Source organism: uncultured Adlercreutzia sp. (assembly GCA_910585575.1).
Lineage (GTDB): Bacteria > Actinomycetota > Coriobacteriia > Coriobacteriales > Eggerthellaceae > Adlercreutzia.
This window is the reverse complement of the sequence record CAJUFS010000053.1, coordinates 1-17,712: the sequence shown is the minus strand read 5'-3', so window position 1 is coordinate 17,712 and position 17,712 is coordinate 1. Positions and strand designations below refer to the sequence as shown.

14 protein-coding genes are annotated in these 17,712 nt (G+C 65.9%); all 14 read right to left on the bottom strand.

Going from position 1 to position 17,712, the window contains the following annotated elements; all coding sequences use genetic code 11:
• The coding region (locus QZ307_RS07990; RefSeq protein WP_295998336.1) for a molecular chaperone TorD family protein at positions 1–699 on the bottom strand (699 nt) is incomplete at its 3' end.
• 40 nt (positions 700–739) lie between these two features.
• Positions 740–1,471, bottom strand: a complete 732-nt coding sequence (locus QZ307_RS07985; RefSeq protein WP_295998333.1) for a response regulator — start codon at positions 1,469–1,471, stop codon at positions 740–742.
• Positions 1,452–4,310: a sensor histidine kinase KdpD gene (locus QZ307_RS07980; protein WP_295998330.1), complete on the bottom strand. Its 2,859-nt coding sequence runs from the start codon at positions 4,308–4,310 to the stop codon at positions 1,452–1,454. The genes QZ307_RS07985 and QZ307_RS07980 overlap by 20 nt, the downstream gene beginning before the upstream one ends.
• 61 nt (positions 4,311–4,371) lie before the next feature.
• A complete protein-coding gene (gene kdpC / locus QZ307_RS07975; RefSeq protein ID WP_295998327.1) occupies positions 4,372–4,998 on the bottom strand; it encodes a potassium-transporting ATPase subunit KdpC in 627 nt (208 codons plus the stop codon).
• 34 nt (positions 4,999–5,032) lie between these two features.
• The gene (kdpB, locus tag QZ307_RS07970) at positions 5,033–7,117 is read right to left on the bottom strand and encodes a potassium-transporting ATPase subunit KdpB (RefSeq protein ID WP_295998324.1); all 2,085 of its coding nucleotides are present in this window, start codon (positions 7,115–7,117) and stop codon (positions 5,033–5,035) included.
• 11 nt (positions 7,118–7,128) lie between these two features.
• Positions 7,129–8,907: a potassium-transporting ATPase subunit KdpA gene (gene kdpA / locus QZ307_RS07965; RefSeq protein ID WP_295998321.1), complete on the bottom strand. Its 1,779-nt coding sequence runs from the start codon at positions 8,905–8,907 to the stop codon at positions 7,129–7,131.
• A 219-nt stretch (positions 8,908–9,126) separates the two neighbouring features.
• A complete protein-coding gene (tsaD, locus tag QZ307_RS07960) occupies positions 9,127–11,622 on the bottom strand; it encodes a tRNA (adenosine(37)-N6)-threonylcarbamoyltransferase complex transferase subunit TsaD (RefSeq protein WP_295998339.1) in 2,496 nt (831 codons plus the stop codon).
• Positions 11,623–11,707: 85 nt separating this feature from the next.
• A complete protein-coding gene (gene tsaE / locus QZ307_RS07955) occupies positions 11,708–12,220 on the bottom strand; it encodes a tRNA (adenosine(37)-N6)-threonylcarbamoyltransferase complex ATPase subunit type 1 TsaE (protein WP_295998315.1) in 513 nt (170 codons plus the stop codon).
• 225 nt (positions 12,221–12,445) lie between these two features.
• Positions 12,446–13,264, bottom strand: a complete 819-nt coding sequence (locus tag QZ307_RS07950; protein ID WP_295998313.1) for a formate/nitrite transporter family protein — start codon at positions 13,262–13,264, stop codon at positions 12,446–12,448.
• 74 nt (positions 13,265–13,338) lie between these two features.
• Entirely contained in the window at positions 13,339–13,503 is a 165-nt protein-coding gene (locus QZ307_RS07945; RefSeq protein WP_295998310.1) for a hypothetical protein, read from the bottom strand.
• A complete protein-coding gene (locus tag QZ307_RS07940) occupies positions 13,503–14,381 on the bottom strand; it encodes a tetrahydrofolate dehydrogenase/cyclohydrolase catalytic domain-containing protein (RefSeq protein ID WP_295998308.1) in 879 nt (292 codons plus the stop codon). The genes QZ307_RS07945 and QZ307_RS07940 overlap by 1 nt, the downstream gene beginning before the upstream one ends.
• A gap of 37 nt (positions 14,382–14,418) precedes the next feature.
• Positions 14,419–15,033 carry a cyclodeaminase/cyclohydrolase family protein gene (locus QZ307_RS07935; RefSeq protein ID WP_295998305.1) on the bottom strand — a complete coding sequence of 205 codons (615 nt, stop codon included), beginning with the start codon at positions 15,031–15,033 and terminating at the stop codon, positions 14,419–14,421.
• Positions 15,034–15,166: 133 nt separating this feature from the next.
• On the bottom strand, positions 15,167–16,855 hold the full coding sequence (locus QZ307_RS07930) for a formate--tetrahydrofolate ligase (RefSeq protein WP_295998302.1): 1,689 nt from the start codon (positions 16,853–16,855) through the stop codon (positions 15,167–15,169).
• Positions 16,856–17,022: 167 nt separating this feature from the next.
• A partial coding sequence (locus QZ307_RS07925) for a response regulator transcription factor (protein ID WP_295998299.1) occupies positions 17,023–17,712 on the bottom strand: 690 nt, incomplete at its 5' end.

The window sequence follows — 17,712 nt, the reverse complement described above, 5'->3', positions numbered from 1 at the left end:
GGGCATCCACTGACGGGCGTGCTCGGCCACAAACTCGTCCCAAGCCGCCTCGGGGCTGCCTCCGGGCAGGTCGGCCGAGGCCACCACGTCGCCGGGCTCCTCGCCCTCGTCGAAGGTGTCCAGATCGTCGCCGATTTCCTCATACTGCTCGGCCTGCTCCTCGGTGGGGGCGCCATCCCCGCCAGCTTCCACATCGGCCTCGGCTTCCGCGTCCATGGCATCGGCGGCCGCACGCAGGGCCAGGTACTCCAGCAGCTCAAGCTCGGTCCACACGGCATCGAGCGGCTCGTTGGTGCCCTCGGGGCGACCCAGACCGCAGCTCTTGCAGAAGCGCTCCACGGCCATGGAGTGCGGGTTCACGAACAGCAGCGGCTGCACGCCGTCGGCCTCGGCACGCCAGACGCCCTCGTAGGGGCTGCACACCGGCTTGGGCGCGCCCACGAACAGGCGCGTGGCTTCGGCACGCAAGTCCTTCTGCAGCTCGGCCGAATCGGGCAACGAGGCCGCCTCGGCAGCCCCGGGGGCGGCAGCGGCTGTCCAGTTGATGTCCAGCGCGCCGGCAATCTCGTCGGCTGCCTCGCCCCACTCGCCCGAGGCCACCGCATCGGCCAACGTGGTGTCTTCGGGATAACGGAACGAAAGAGCCAGAAGCTCGCACATCGCCGCGCGGGCCTGCCAGGTGTCAGCAGAAAAGGTCATGGGATTCCTCCTTAGAATCGTTTGTCTGAGTGAAAGCATATCAGAGGCGAGCCGCCTCCTCCACCCGCAGCATGCGATAGCCAATGCCTACGTGGGTTTGCAGGTAGCGGGGGTTGGCGGGATCGGGCTCGATTTTCTTGCGCAGGGTGGCCATGAACACGCGCAGGCTGGGCAGATCGGAGGCCACGGCCTCACCCCACACTTCTTTGAGAATGTAGTTGTGCGTGAGCACCTTCCCGGTGTTGCGCGCCAGCAGCGCCAGCAACTTGTACTCGATGGGCGTCAGGTGCAGCTCTTCCCCACCCCGCGTGGCCACGCCGGCGCCGAAGTCGATGAGCAGCTCGCCATTGCGGTAGATCGCCGCCTCCGTCGGCGTTGCCGGACTGTCGTAGGCCAAGCGCCGCAGCGCCACACGCACGCGGGCCAGTAGCTCTTCCACCGAGAAGGGCTTGGTCAAATAGTCGTCGGCACCGGCGTCGAGAGCCGCCACCTTGTCGGCGTCCTCTTGGCGGGCCGACAGCACAATCACGGGCATGCGCGACCACCCGCGCAGCGCCTCAATGACCTCCACACCGTCGCGATCGGGCAGCCCCAAATCAAGAATGACCAGGTTGATATCAGTGGAGCTGGTCAGATCGAGCAGGGCCGCCGTGGCCGAGGCCGCTTCGCGGTGGCGATAGCCGTGCACATCCAAAGCCGTGGCCACCAGGTTGCGCACCGCGCCGTCGTCCTCCACTACCAGGATCACGCCCTCATCGGCCGTCGCCATCATCCACCTCACCTTCTAAGGACGGCACCGCGGCCGCCGCCACATCAAACGAGAACACGCAGCCCTGGGGAATGGCATCCGTCAGCACGATATCGCTCCCGTGGGCCCTCACAATAGAGCGGCAAAGCGCCAGCCCCAAGCCCATGCCGCGGCGCGCGTCTCCCCCCTCGCTCGCCGGCCGCGCCAACCCGTCGGGCAACGCGGCCTCGCGCCCCCCATCCTGGCCACGTCGCGGTACCGCCGACGCTGCGCCATGGTAGAACAGGTCGAACACGCGACCCTTGTCGCTGTTGGCAATGCCTGGGCCGTTGTCGGAGACACTCAGGCGCACCCGATCCCCCTCCTGCCAGGCCGCCACCTCGATGGAGGAGTCAACTGGCGTATAGGCGATGGCGTTGTTGACCAGGTTTACCAGCACCTGCACCATGAGCCGCGCATCCATGGAGGCCAGCAGCATATCGTCTTCAATCCTAACCGTTATCTGATGGTCGGCAGCGCGGCGGCTGACGTGGCGCAGAGCCTCGTCCACCACCTCGGCCACCAACTCGGGCTCCTGGTGTACCGTCACCCCGCCCTCGTCCAAGCGCGTCACCGACAGCAAATTCTCCACCAAGCCGATGAGCCAGCGGGCGTCTTCCGCTATGTCGGCCGCAAGCCGCTGGCGCTGCTCGGCGCTGAGCGCGCCTTCATCGGCCACCAGCATGTCCGCATCACCCGAAATGCTCGTCAGCGGCGTACGCAAGTCGTGGGAAATGGACCGCAGCAAGTTGGAGCGCAGCTCCTCCTTCTCGGCCTTCACTGCCAGATCCCGATGGCGGCGCGCCAAAACCAAGCGCTCAGCCGCCCGGCCGCACTCGTCCAGAAGCGCCGTGAGCAAATTGCGCTCGAAGGCGTCGGGGGCCTCTCTGTCCTGGGGGTCCACTACCACGCCTATCACGCCCCACACCGTATCTTGGGTGCTCACGGGCAGATAGAGGCAGCGTGCCTCGCGCAGCGTGTCAGTGCCCGCCCCGGCCGCCTCACCGTTGGAGGCCACCCAGGCCGCCACAGCAGCCTCGTCAGGCGCCGTCAGCAGCGCACCCTCGCTGGGGGTCAGGCGCCCCTGGCCGTTGTCGAAGAGCCGCGGCGGACGCAAGCCGCCCGGGGCCAGGGGGTCCGCCTCGTACACCACCACGGGACGATCGAGAATCTTCACCACCTGGGAGGCCGCCGTCTCTAGACACGCGGCCAAACTCTGCGCCGCCTGCAGCATGCGCGCGCTTTCAAAAAGCACCTCGGTACGGTAGGAGCGACGCGCCGCCTGGGCCGCCTGCCGCTTCAATCGCAGCGCCAACGACGAGGCCACGAGCGTGCCCACCAGCAGAAAAGCGAAAATAACTGGAGCGGAGAGCCCGTAGGCATGAAAGGTGAAGCGCGGGGCGGTGAAGAAGAAGTTGTAAGCCACCACGCTGCCCAGGGCTGCCAGCACAGGATAGAGAAACCCGTCGGCCCGCGTCGCCAAGAGCAGCGACACCAAGAGATACACCATGAGAATAACCGACGTGGCCGGGCTGACTAGCCACGCCACCTCGCTGATGGCCGAGGCCAGGGCCACCGCCGCCACGGCGCGCACGGCGTCGGCCGCCGTGGGACGAAAGACCGCGGTGGGGCCCGTTCGCTCCAGCACACTGGGCGCATCGAGAGCCGGCACTGCCGTGACCACCGCTTCGGGAGCCGCGCGGCGCAGACGCGACGCTAAATCCCGACGACCGAGCAAGCCACTGCGCAGCGGGGCCGCCGGAGCCACAATCTGGCGTACGCCGGCTGAGGCGGCATAGAGCGCCGCCGGCTGCACGGGATCGTCCCCCGAAAGCGTCACCACGCGGGCGCCCAGCTGTTCCGCCAGATCGAGGGCTTCCTTCACGGCGGCAGGCATCGGCGCAACAGCCCCTCCCTCGGCCTCGGCCTCTACCACCAGGGCCGCGAGGGCGCCTCCGGCTGCCTCGGCCATGGAGGCGGCCATGCGCACCGCACGGGTCTGGACACCGCTGCCCGCAAGCACCACCAGCACGTCCTCGCCACCAGCGGCCTGGGGCTCGCGGCTCTGGCGGCGGTCGCGTTCCAGACGGTCGGCGGCACGACGCAGGGCAATTTCGCGCAACGCACCCAAATTCGAACGGGAAAAGAAGTGATCGAGGGCCCAGCCCACGCGCTCGGGCGCATACACCTTGCCGGCCCGCAAACGTGCGATGAGCTCGGCCGGCTCCAAGTCCACCAGTTCGACGGAATCGGCCGCGTCGAACAACCGGTCCGGCACGCGCTCGGCCACGGCCACCGAGGTGACGGCCGCCACTCGGTCGTTCACGCCCTCCAGATGCTGCACGTTGACCGTGGTGTACACGTCGATGCCGGCCCGCAGAAGCTCTTCCACATCCTGATAGCGCTTGCGGTGGCGGCACCCCGGCGCGTTGGTATGGGCCAGCTCGTCCACAATCACCACCTGGGGCTTGCGGGCCAGGGCGCCGTCGAGGTCGAATTCGCGCAGCGACACGCCGCGATGCTCGACCGTCTGCACCGGCAGGGATACCAACCCCTCCAGCAGGGCCAAGGTATCGGCACGGGTATGGGGCTCCACGTAGCCCACCACCACATCGACGCCCTCATCCTGGACACGGTGGGCCTCCTCCAGCATGGCGTAGGTCTTGCCCACCCCGGCAGCATAGCCGAAGAACACCTTCAGACGCCCCCGGCCGGCTGCGCCCTCGTCGGCCTCTTCGTCCTCATGAATGCGCTTGAGGATGGCCTCGGGATCGCGCCGTTTCTCAGAGTCGTTTAGGCTGGGCACCGAAGCCTCCTCTCCCATCGTTAATTCTTAGGATATCGGTCATCCTATCATGGGGCTTCGCTTGCTCGGTGTCGCCCGATCAACGATTGATCGCCGTCTTTAGCACGCCGTCGAGCATGAGGTTGACCTCCAGCACGTTAACGCGCGCCTCGCCGATAACGCCCAGCAGCGGCCGGTCGGTGCATTGGCGGATTATGGCGCGCACTTCTTCCTCGTCCATGCCCTTGGCCTTGGCAATGCGACCCACCTGATACTCGGCCGCCGCCGGCGAGATATGCGGATCGAAGCCCGAGCCCGAGGCGGTAACCAGCTCGCTGGGAACAGGGTTCGTGCCCTGATCAGGATGAGCAGCGCGCACGGCTTCCACTCGCTCTTGCACCACCGCACCGAACTCCTCGCTGGCCGGACTCAAGTTTTCCGGGCCATACCACATAAGCGGCTCGCCGCTCTTCGTGGCGAACGTGCGCGCGTCGGCCTTCGTGGGGCGCCCCCATAGATGGTCCATGCCCGTGTAGGACTGCCCCACCAGAGCGCTCCCGTACTTCACGCCATCCACTTCGATGATCGAGCCGTTTGCCTGCCACGGAAAAGCCGCCTGGGCCACGCCGCACACCACCAGCGGGTAGAGCACCCCCAAGGCCAAGGTCGCTGCCAAAAACAGCGCCACGGCGCTCCTGATACTCCGCCCCATTGTACCCGTCTTCATTATGAGTCCCTTCCTATCGTTGTCCGACACGCGCCTAAGCCACGCCCAAGGCCGTCAGGGCCACATCGAGCACCTTGATAGCCACAAAGGGCACCGCCACGCCGCCCAGCCCGTACACCGCCAGGTTGTGCGCCAGCAGCGTGGCGGGCGTACCCTCGCGATACTTCACGCCGCGCAGGGCCAGCGGGATGAGCGCCACAATAATGAGCGCGTTGTACATGACCGCCGCCAGCATGGCCGAGGCCGGCGAGGCCAAATGCATGACGTTGAGCACCTCGAGTCCGGGGTAGAGCGGCACCAGCAACGCCGGAATCACGGCGAAGTACTTGGCCAGATCATTGGCAATGGAGAAGGTTGTCAGGCTGCCGCGGGTCATGAGCATCTGCTTGCCAATGCGCACAATCTCAATGAGCTTCGTGGGCGACGAGTCCAGATCCACCATGTTACCGGCCTCTTTGGCCGCCTGGGTGCCGCTGTTCATGGCCACGGCCACATCGGCCTGAGCCAGGGCGGGGGCGTCGTTGGTGCCGTCACCGGTCATGGCCACCAGGTGTCCCTCGGCCTGGTAGCGGCGGATGGCCTCAAGCTTGGCCTCGGGCGTGGCCTCGGCGATGAAGTCGTCCAGGCCCGCCTCGGCGGCGATGGCCGCCGCCGTCAGCGGGTTGTCGCCCGTGACCATAACCGTCTTGATGCCCATGGCGTGCAAGTCGGCGAAGTTCTCGCGAATGCCGGACTTGATGATGTCCTTCAGGTGGATGACCCCCAGCACGCGCCCATCGCGAGCCACCACCAAAGGAGTGCCCCCTTCGCGGGCCACCTGATCGGCCACGGAAGCGCACTGGGCACTGTAGGTGCCCCCGCGCCCCTCCACATAGGCGCGCACGGCATCGGCGGCGCCCTTGCGAATCTCGTGGCCGTCGAAGTCCACACCGCTCATGCGCGTGGCGGCCGTGAAGGGCACCACGGTGAACCCAGCGCCCGTCAAAGTGCGCTCGCGAATGCCGAAGCGCTCCTTGGCAAGCACCACCACGCTGCGACCCTCGGGGGTCTCGTCGGCCAAGCTGGCCAGCTGGGCCGCATCGGCCAAGGTGCGCTCGTCGACGCCATCTACGGGAATAAAGGCCGCGGCCTGGCGATTGCCCAGCGTGATGGTGCCGGTCTTGTCAAGCAGCAGCACGTCCACATCCCCGGCCGCTTCCACCGCACGGCCGCTCGTGGCCAGCACGTTCGCCTCGTTCAGGCGGCTCATGCCGGCAATGCCGATGGCCGAGAGCAACGCTCCGATGGTAGTAGGCGCCAGGCACACGAACAGCGCCACCAGCGAGGTAAGCCCCAGCGGGTTAGCCGCCCCTCGGGTAGACGCCGAGAAGGCGCCGAAGCCGTAGAGCGTCCAGGACACGGCCAGGAACACGAGCGTCAGGGCAATGAGCAGCAGCTCCAGAGCACGCTCGTTGGGGGTTTTCGCGCGGGCGGAAGATTCCACCATGGCAATCATCTGGTCAAGGAAGCTATGCCCGGCCTCGGCGGTCACGCGGGCCACGAGCCAGTCGGAGAGCACCGTGGTGCCCCCGGTGAGCGACGAGCGGTCGCCGCCGGACTCGCGCACCACCGGGGCCGATTCGCCCGTGATGGCGCTCTCATCCACCGAAGCGGCCCCCAGGACAATCTCGCCGTCCGCCGGCACCTGCTCCCCGGCCATCACCAAGTACAGCTGGCCCTTCGCCAGCGTCGAGGAGCTGACCGACTGCGCCGCCGTTTGCAAAAGCGCACCCTGAGCCTCCCCCTCGACGGCCGCCGCGGCCGCCAGATCCCGCTCGGCCAGCACCAGTGCCTCCACGTCGCGCTTGGCGGCGCGCAAGGAGTCGGCCTGGGCCTTTCCCCGTCCCTCAGCTAGGGCCTCGGCGAAGTTGCCGAACAGCACCGTGGCCCACAGCACCGCGCAAATAGCGGCAATATAGCCAGAAGGGGCATCGGCAATACCGAACCAGGACATCACCAGCAGCACGCTGGTCAGCAGCGCCGACAGGTACACCATGAACATGACGGGATTGGCCGCCTGGGCCTTCGGCGCCAGCTTGCGCACGGCATCGACCAGGGCCCGCTTCATCAAGGGGTTCATTGCATTCTCCTCTACAGCACGGCCTCGGCCACCGGCCCCAGGGCCAGGGCCGGCACCAGGGTCAAGGCGCCCACCAACACCACAATCACCAAAAGCAGCACCACGAACAGCGGGCTTGCCGTGGACAAGGCACCCACCTGGGCCGCCGAAGTCTCCCGGGCCGCGAAGCGCCCTGCCAGCAGCACAGTGCAAGCCAACACGATGACGCGACTAGCCAGCATCTCAATACCGAGTACGCCATTGGCCCAGGGGGTGTTCGCCTCGAAGCCTCCCAAGGCCGAGCCGTTGTTGGCCCCCGCCGACACGGCAGCGTACAGCGTGTTCGCGAAGCCAAAGGGTGCGGGCGCCCCGGCCCCGGACGCAGCCTCGGGAACCAGCAGAAGCACCGCGGCCCCGGCCAGCATCACCAACGACGGGGCAATGACCATGATCACCGCCAGGCGCATCTCGGCGGGCCCGATTTTCTTGCCCAGGTACTCCGGGGCGCGCCCCACCATGAGGCTGGCCACGAACACCGTGAGCACAACGAAGCCGAGCAGGCTGGCAAGCCCCGTGCCGATGCCGCCGCCCACCACTTCGCCCAGGCCCATGAACACGAGCGGCACCACGAGGCCCAGGGGCGTAAGACCTGCGAGCGAGCCGTTGGTCGATCCGCTAGCCGCCGCCGTGGTCAGCGCCGTCCACAGGGCGGTGGCCGCCGTCCCAATGCGGCTTTCCTTGCCCTCCATGTTGCCGGCCGGCTGCCCCAGAGAGCCGGTGTACACGGCGCCATCAGCCGTCAGTTGGGCCGTACCGGCGAACTCGGCCACAGTCAACGCGGCAATGCCAGCCGCCAAGAGCACCAGCACGGCCACCATGAGGGCCCGTCCCTGGCGCCGATCGGCCACCATGCGTCCGAAGCAGAAGACCAAGGTCAAGGGCAGCAGCATAATGCCGGCCATTTGCAACAGGTTTGTGAGCGGGGTGGGATTTTCCAGGGCCGAGGCAGAGTTCGCTCCATTGAAGCCACCGCCGTTGGTGCCCAGCTGCTTGATGGAAACTTGAGAGGCTTGGGGGCCCAGGGGCACCACGGCCTCCGTCACTTCCTGGACGGCCGCAGGATCGTCGGCAGCCACCACAGTGCCCTCGGCATCCACGGCCACGGGCTCGACTAGCTGGACGGTCTCATAGGGAGCCAGCGTCTGGGGCGTTCCCTGGGCCACACCGACGAGGGCCCCGACAAGCGCCAGGGGCAGCAGCACATAGAGCACCGCGCGGATGACGTCCACAAAGACATTTCCCAGCCCGTCGTCGAAACGCGATGCCATACCACGCATAAGGGCAAAGGCCACGGCCAGGCCAATGGCCGGAGACAGGAAGTTCTGCACCGTCAGACCCACAGCCTGGGAGAAATAGCTGAGATGGGATTCGCCAGCCACGGGCTGCCAGTCGGTATTCGTGGCGAAGCTGGCCGCCAGGTTGAAAGCAGTGTCCGGCGGCAGCCCCGGCAGCTCTTCGGGGTTGCAGGGCAGGAACCCCTGGCAAAGCAGAAGCACGAACAGTCCGATAAAGCCCACGGCGGTCAGCGCCAAAGCGCCCGCAAGATAGCGACCCGGGCCCATGGAATCCTGATCCCACGCTCCCACCAATCGCGCGCAGCCCCGCTCCACGGGACCCAGCACGCGACGGGCCAGCGACGGGCAGCCGTCCATGGCCTTCACCACATAGCTCGACAGCGGCAAAGCGCAGGCCGTCAGCAGCGCCACGAAGGCGGCTGCCTCGAACAGAGCCGCTCCCAGTGAGGCGCTCATCGCTGCTCACCGCCTCCCACAAGGAGCACCGCCAGGTACCCCATGGCGGCCACGCCGAGCGCGCCCACAATGACCGTCACCACCGTCATGACTGCTTCCTTTCTCCGTGCCCGCAGGGGGCAAACGAACCTGCTGAAAGGAAGCCTACGCCGTTGCGCCTAAAGGCGCCGTTAAGGTCGGCGGCGGTCTATTAAGACGGTATTAAGATGAGGAAAACTCCTAGTAGGGCTGCTCTAAATCGCCCTGGGCCTGGGCATCAGTGTCCAGCGGCGAGAACTTGCCGGCGCGGAAGCGGTCGAGGGCCACCTCGGCGATCATGCCGGCGTTATCGCCGCAGGAGGCCAAAGGAGGCATGACCAGGCGCACACCCTCTTCGGCGCACATCTTCTCGTAGGCCGCTCGCAACATGGGGTTGGCCGCCACGCCACCGCCCAGGCAGAAGGTGGGCGCTTCCGTCTCCTGCAGCGCCGTGCGCGCCTTCGCCACCTGCACCTCCACCACGGCCGCCTCGAAACTGGCACAGATGTCGGGCACGTTGAGGGGGCGTCCCGCCTCGCGCTCGCCGTTGATGTAGGTGACCACGGCGGTCTTCAGCCCCGAAAGGGAGAAGCGCAAATCGCCCGAATGGAGCATGGCTCGAGGGAAGGGAATGGCGTCCGGGTTGCCCTCGGCGGCAAACTTCGAGATAACCGGGCCGCCGGGATACCCCAGGCCGAGCGCCTTCGCCACTTTGTCGAAGGCCTCGCCCACAGCATCGTCGATGGTGGCGCCCAGCACCTGGTAGCGGCCCCAGTCGGCCATATACACCAGCAGGGTGTTGCCGCCGGATACCAGCGACACCACGGCCGGAGGCGCAAAATCGGGCAGTCCGATCTTGTTGGCGTAGAGGTGTCCCTCCAGGTGGTTCACTACTATGAAGGGCTTATCGGCGCCCCAGGCGGCACCTTTGGCGAAGGCCACGCCCACCACAAGCGCCCCCACCAGGCCGGGCGCATAGGTGACCGCCACGGCGTCCAGATCGCGCCACCGCAAAGACGGCAGGCCCGCCGCGGCCGCGGCGCGCTCCAGACAGTCGTCGCAGACGCCGCAGATGGCCTCGATGTGCTTGCGGCTGGCAATTTCAGGCACCACGCCGCCGAAACGCGCATGGAAATCAACCTGGGAGGCCACCACATCCGAGAGCAGCGTGCCCTCGCCGTCGATAATGGCTGCCGCCGTCTCGTCGCAGGACGACTCGATGGCTAGGATGAGGGGGCGTGCCGTGGCGGCAGGGGCCTCTGCAGCCGCGGGGCCATTGGGCACCGAGGCCAACGTGATGGTGGGTAACGGCCCTTCCATGATGACCGCGTCCTCCCCATCGGAGTAGTAGCGCGGCCGCTTCCCCAGGCTGCGGTAGCCCAGGGCCTCGTAGAGCGCCTGGGCGCCCGTGTTGCCGGCGCGCACTTCCAAAGAACTGGTGCGCGCTCCCAGGTTGCGGGCATCGTCGGCCACCCGGGCCAGAAGCGCCCGGGCAATGCCGTGACGGCGCCAGGCCGGGTCGACGCCCACTTTGAGAATTTGCACGTCGCCATCAACTACCCAGCCGCCAGCATAGCCCACGAGCGGCGCCTCGGCCGTCAGGGGCATCTTCGGATCGGCGGCGTAAGCAGCCCACCATACACGATCGGCTCGACCTAGCTCATCGGCCACCAGCGCCTCGCTCCAAGCATCCGATCCCATGACCTGCGATTCCAAGGCCGCCACGGCGCCCACGTGGCGCGCGTCCAAGGGCTTGTAGGCAATGCCTTCCCCATTGGCCCGCGCGTTGGCAATGGCCGTATCGTTCATGGTGACGTGCTTGCTGCCGCGTTTGCCCGCCAGGGCCGCATCGGCCTTGGCCAGGCGCACGCGCTCGTTCTCTTCGGCATCGGACAGGCGCGTGTACACCGGCAGCGCGAAGGCCGGATTATGGCGCGCCGTATCGAAAGGATCGCACTCCCCCGCCTGCCAGGCCGCCTGCACCGCCAGGAGCAGGCCGACGCCCGTCGGCGTCCAATGCTCCTCGGGCAGCAGCGTGCCGGCCGGCGCGAAGAGGTCGGCATATTTGCGCAGCGCGTCGCCCGTGACGAGCAGCGCGCCTTCGCCCGCGTTGGAACGCGCACCATCGGCCGCAGTGGAAACTTCGCCAACCGAAGCGCCCTCCTCGGCGGAACCCTCGTCCGCTCGCTTGCTTTCCTGGGACACACCGGGCACGAGCTCTTCGGCGAAATCTTGCGCCTTCACCACCCGATCGGAACTCAAGCGCAGGGCCCCCGCTTCGCCAAGGGCGAACCGCACCGGGTACACCTCGCGACGCATGGCATCGGCCACCACCAGCAGCTCGCCGCGCACGCCGCCGCTCCAGGCGCCCCAGGCCACCGCGTCAAGAGAGGAAACACCCACCAGGCCCACTTCCAGCGCGCTGGCAATGCCCTTCGCCGTGGCCATGGCAATGCGCACCCCTGTGAACGATCCCGGCCCGCGCCCCACGGCCACGCAGACCAGATCCTCACGCGTCACGCCCGCCTGGGCGCACAGCCTATCGATGGACGGCAGCAGCTGCGTGTTCGAAGCACGGCGCGCCTCCACTTCCACCGAGGCAACAGGCTCCACCGTGCGCGACGCGGCGTCAAGCCGCCCCAGCCCGATGGCGATGACTTCATTGGCCGTATCAAAGGCAAGAATGTAAGATCCCAGCACAAGTACCCTCTCTCAAACCGCTTCAACCAGCGGAGATCATTTGCAAAAGATGATCATAGCGCAAGGACGGCCGCACGAGCGGCTACAGCTGGCACTTGCCCAAGCGCGATTTAGAATCGTTCGCCCAGACGCACAGCAACTCGCGGCTGCGCTTGCCATAGGAATGGGCCACTACGCGACGCGTGCCCTGAGTGTCGGCGGTAATGGTAATCTCCAGATAGTCGTAGGGCATGTCCTCGGGGAACTTCTCGGCCCATTCGACAAAGGCCACGCCGTCCCCGTAGCCGTCGATGGCGCTGAAGTAGTCGATATCCTCCAGCTGCCAGCGCTCGTCGAGACGATACAGGTCGTAATGGTACACCGGCAGGCGCCCGTCGCCGTACTCGAGCAAGATGTTGAAAGTGGGGCTAGTAACCGGCGAGCGCACGCCCAGCGCCGCCGCCACCCCTTGGACGAACTGCGTTTTCCCTGCGCCCAAATCGCCGTTGAGCACAATGGCGTCGCCGGGGTGCAGGTAAGGCGCCAGCGTGGAGGCCAGCTGCTTGGTGGCCTCGGGAGACGTAGTGGTGCGCGCATATGTCAGTCCATTTGCCATAGCCCTATAGTACGAACTGAGCACGTCCTTGACCAGCGCTCCAAACGAAAGATGCAAAACCCACGGGATTTGCTCATAAAATACTCGGAAGATGCCGGAGCAGAGACGTCGAGCACCCCTAGCCTCGCGATCATCGCATACGTCACATCACTTGGATCACCGAGTCGAATCACTGCCACGATCACTGCCACGCGCCAGCACCTTGGCAATGGGGCTGGAAGGTCGCTATTTCGCTTTCGTGCCGTGGCAGGCGTACATGACCAGGCCCACCAAAACGCCGCCCACAACATTTCCCAAGGTAACGGGGATGAGATTGGCGGTGATGAAATCGCCGAAGGTCAAGAGCGCCGTGTTGATGCCCGCCGCGTCGATCATGCCCGTATAGGCCGGGTTCAAGTAGGCGAAGATGCCCGCGGGCACATAGTACATGTCGGCCACGCAGTGCTCGAAGCCCGCCAGCACGAAGCCCATGATGGGGAAGAAAATGGCAAGGAGCTTGCCCGCCGTGTCCTGAGCCGTGTTGGCCAGATACACGGCAATGCACACCATAAGGTTGCAGAAGATACCAAGCACGAAGGCGTTCATCCAGGGCAGTCCATTCTTCGTGGCGGCCACCTTAGCGGTGTAGACGGCCAAGTCACCCCCGCCAATGTTCAGCTGGCCGAAAAAGGCCATGAGCGCCGCCAGGGCCACCGCACCCACCAAGTTGCCCGCAAACACGATGCCCCAGTTGCGCAGCAGCTTGCCCCAGGTGATCTTGCCGGAGATGGCCGCCGTCACCATGAGGGCGTTGCCCGTGAACAGCTCGGTCCCCAAAAGGATGACCATCATGAGGCCGATGGGAAAGATGAGACCCGACACCAGACGCACCATGCCGGCGTTTTCCAGCGCATGGGCCGCCGTGGAGGATGTGACCGCGCCCAGACCGATGAGCACACCCGCGGCCACCGCCAGCACGAAGAGGCGCCACGCGGGCGACTCCGCCTTGGCAATGGAGGCCTTGGCGTAGTTGTCGGTGATCTCGGTGGGGGTCAGGATAGCCACAATCGCTCCTTCTCGCGCAGAATGATGCGTCCCATCATTCCACAACCCCGCACTTCTGGCCGCTGCTCACCGCCTCAGCGCGCAAGCCTTTCGGCAAGCGCACCTCTCTCAGCCTCGGCCAGTTCCTCGCGGCGCTCGGCGGCGGCCGAATGCCCGAAGGGGCACGACGGGGCCGACAGCTTGCAGCTGGTAGCGCAGCCCTCGCAGTTCTCGCGGCTTAAGCGCTCCTCGATATCCACTAGGCCTCCTTCGCAGACGGGGTGTTTACAGCCTGCTCGGCCGCCCGCACCACGTGGGCCATAGTGACCGACGTGGTAACCCCGCCGATGCCGCCCGGCACCGGCGTAATGGCCCCCTCGTCACCCAGCACTGGCTCCACGGCATCGAAGTCCACGTCACCGCACAGGGCGCCGTCGGCGAAGTTGATGCCCACATCGAGCACCACCTGACCCGCGGAGAAATACTCTGGTCCGTAGGCTTTGGCGCGGCCCGTGGCGCACACCACGATGTCGGCCTCACGGGTATGGGCGGCAGCATCGGCCGTGCGCGAATGCACCAGAGTGACTGTGGCGTGGCGGGCCAGCAGCATCATGGCCACGGGACGTCCGATGACCAAACTGCGCCCCAGCACCACCACGCGCTTCGACGCCACGGGGATGTCGTAGAAATCCAGCATTTCCAAACAGGCCTGGGCCGTGGCCGGCGGAAAGCCCTCGCCGGTGTCGGCGAATACGCCAGCGAGCGAAGCCGAGGAAATGCCGTCGATGTCCTTCTCGGGAGCCAGGCGGTCGCACACCGCCCGCTCATCGATTCCTGCCGGCAAAGGACGGAAGAGCAGGCAGCCGTGAATGGACGCATCGGCGTTCACCTCGTCGATGACCGTCTCAAGCTGGGCTTGGGTGGCATCCGCAGGTAGCACGAAGGAGCGCACCGCCATGCCCAAGCCCTCGGCCCGTTTCAAGGCCGTGCGCTCGTAGGACAAGTCGTCGGGCCGCTCGCCCACGCGAACGATGGCCAAGGTGGGCGTCACGCCCACGGCAGCCAATTGTTCGATGCGGGCCAGCAGATCGTCGCGCAGGGCCGCAATCACTTCCTTACCCGTAAGCGTTTTCGCCATGAAATTCCTCCCTGATATCAAGCCATCAAATCGGGGCTTAGGCAAGCCGTTTCAGCACGCTGTCATACACCTGGTCGGCCAAAACACCACCGGCAGCCAGGGCGTCATCCATGCGCTCGCGATAGGACGTCGCACGAGCCGCATCGTCCATGGAGCCGATGTTGATGACCACGTTCAAGCTGGCCGCCTGGAGCGCCGCCTTGGCCAGTACCGCCGCCGCACCGGCATCGGACAGGGCCATCACCGAGCCGTTCTTGGCCACAAAAGAGCAGGACTCGATAACCAGCAGGCACTGGTCCATGATGGCCAGCGGCACCTCGCAGGCCTCCACCAACGCCGCCTGAATAGCGGCGTGACGGGCAGCAGCTTCTTCCTCGGTGGCGCGGGGGAGCCCATAGGCCGCCGCCAGCGGAGCGAAGGCTGCTGCATCGCCGTCGATAAGCTCCAGCAAGCGCAACCGCGTGTCGGCCAACGCCCGCAGCTCGTTCTGCATGAGCTCTTCCACAGCAGCGTACTTCTTCTTGCCCACGGTCAAGTTACCCACCATGGAGGCCAAGGCCGAAGCCAGAGCGCCCACATAGGCAGCCGCCCCGCCCCCACCCGGCGTAGGGGCATCGGAAGCCAACGCCTCAACGAATTCCGTGTTTACCACATCGGTTCCTTTCTGCACGCCCATCTCGGACTTTGCCAGTGCTCGGCATTCTAACACCAAGCGGCTCCCGCTTTGCTTCGCGGGAGCCGCTTTCACGTTAATTCGGATTAAGCCGAACTTCCTTCACGAACGCTTAGAACAGGCCGGTGATAGTGCCATCCTCCATGACGTCGATCTTGTGGGCAGCCGGCGCCTTGCCCAAACCCGGCATGGTCATGATGGAGCCCGTGAGCGCCACGATGAAGCCGGCGCCAGCGGACACCTTGACCTGACGCACCGTGATGGTGAAGTCGCGGGGAGCGCCCAGCTTGGCAGCGTCGTCCGAGAAGGAGTACTGGGTCTTGGCCATGCACACGGGCATACCGCCGAAGCCGAGAGCCTCCAGCTGCGCAATCTCCTTTTGGGCCGCAGGATCGAACACCACGCCGTCGGCATGGTAGACGCGCTGGGCAATGGCCTCGATCTTCTCGGCAATGGACAGGTCGTCCTCGTAGGCGAAGGCGAACGTATCAGCCGAGCGACCGGCCGCATCGCCGTTCTCGCACAGGGCCACCACCTCGTCGGCCAGGGCCAGGCCGCCCTCGCCGCCCTTGGCCCACACCTCGGACAGGGCCACGTTCACGCCCAGCTCGCGGCACTTGGCCTCCACCAGGTCGAGCTCGGCCTTCGTGTCGGTGGGGAACGCGTTGATGGCCACCACGCAGGGCAGGTTGTACACGTTGGTGATGTTCTCCACATGCTGCAGCAGGTTCGGCAGACCCGCCTCCAGGGCCTCCAGGTTCTCCTCGTTGAGGTCGGCCTTGGCCACGCCGCCGTGGTTCTTCAGGGCGCGCACCGTAGCCACGACCACCACCGCGTCGGGCTTGAGACCCGCCAGACGGCACTTGATGTCGAGGAACTTCTCGGCACCCAGGTCGGCGCCGAAACCGGCCTCGGTGACGCAGTAGTCGCCCAGGGCCATGGCCATGCGCGTGGCCATGATGGAGTTGCAGCCGTGAGCAATGTTGGCGAAGGGACCGCCGTGCACGAAGGCCGGCGTCCCCTCAAGCGTCTGCACGAGGTTCGGCTTCAGGGCATCCTTCAGCAGAGCCGCCATGGCGCCCTCGGCCTTCAGATCATGGGCCGTAACCGGCTTGTCGTCATAGGTGTAGCCCACCACGATGCGGCCGAGGCGCTCCTTCAGGTCAGTGATGGAGGTGGCCAGGCAGAAGATGGCCATCACCTCGGAGGCCACGGTAATGTCGAAACCGTCCTCGCGGGGCACGCCATGGGCCTTGCCGCCCAGGCCGTCCACAATGTGGCGCAGCTGGCGGTCATTCATGTCCACCACGCGCTTCCAGGTGATCTTGCGCACGTCGATGTTGAGCTCGTTGCCATTCTGGATATGGGCGTCCAGCAGGGCTGCCAGCAGGTTGTTGGCCGCACCGATGGCATGGAAGTCGCCCGTAAAGTGCAGGTTGATGTCCTCCATGGGCACCACCTGGGCATAGCCGCCGCCGGCGGCGCCGCCCTTGATGCCGAACACAGGACCGAGCGAAGGCTCGCGCAGGGCCACGACCACGTTCTTGCCGCGCTTCGCTAGCGCATCGGCCAGCCCCACCGTGGTAGTGGTCTTGCCCTCGCCGGCGGGCGTGGGGTTGATGGCCGTTACCAAGATGAGCTTGCCCGGCTCGTGCTCTTCCTCGCGCAGCAGGTTGTAATCCACCTTGGCCTTGTAGTTTCCGTACAGCTCAAGGTACTTCTCGTCGACGCCGGCAACTTCGGCAATGTCACGCACGGATTTCGGTTCGCATGCCTGGGCAATTTCAATGTCGGTCAACACGTCGGGCCCTCTTTCTCATGTCGCGGCGCCGGAGCCTCCGGTCAGCCATACTTGACGGATGGCTCTATTCTACCGATCTTCCCCACCCTGAGCCACGGCCCTCTGTTGAAGGGCAAAAAAGAAGGGCTTCCGTGCGGAAGCCCTTCGAAAAGCCAAGATGCAAGCGCTTAGGCCTTGAAACGGTAGCCGTAGCCGCGCACCGTCTCCACGAGGCCCGGATCGTAACCCGCAGCGTGAATCTTGTCGCGCAGGCGCTTGATGTGGGTGTCGACCGTCTTGGTTTCGGTGAGATACTCCCAACCCCAGGCATCGCGCAGCAGGTCCTCGCGGGACACCACCTTGCCGGCGCTCTTCATGAGGCTGGCCAGCAGCTCGAACTCACGGGGGGTAAGGTCGATCTCGCCGTGGTCGCCCGAAGCGGTGTGGGCGTCCTCGTCCAGCGTAATGCCGGAAGCGGTAATGGAATTGGAAGCGCCGGGGAACTCGCCGCCCTGACCGCGGCGGAGCAGCGCGCGAACGCGGGCGATCAGCTCGCGCACGCCAAAGGGCTTCGCCAGGTAATCGTCGCCGCCGATTTCCAGACCGACCACTTTGTCCAACTCGGTATCGCGAGCGGAGAGGAACAGCACGGGGGCTGTGGTCTTGGAGCGCAGGCGACGGCACAGCTCGTAGCCGTCCATACCGGGAAGCATAATGTCAAGAACGAACAGGTCGTAGTTGTTCGCGCTGGCCAGCGCGAAGGCATCTTCGCCATTGTCGACAACGTCGGCCTCGTACCCTTCCTTCTTCAACGCATAGCTTACGAATTCGGTGATCGATGGCTCGTCGTCAACGACAAGGATTCGGCTCGGTGTCTC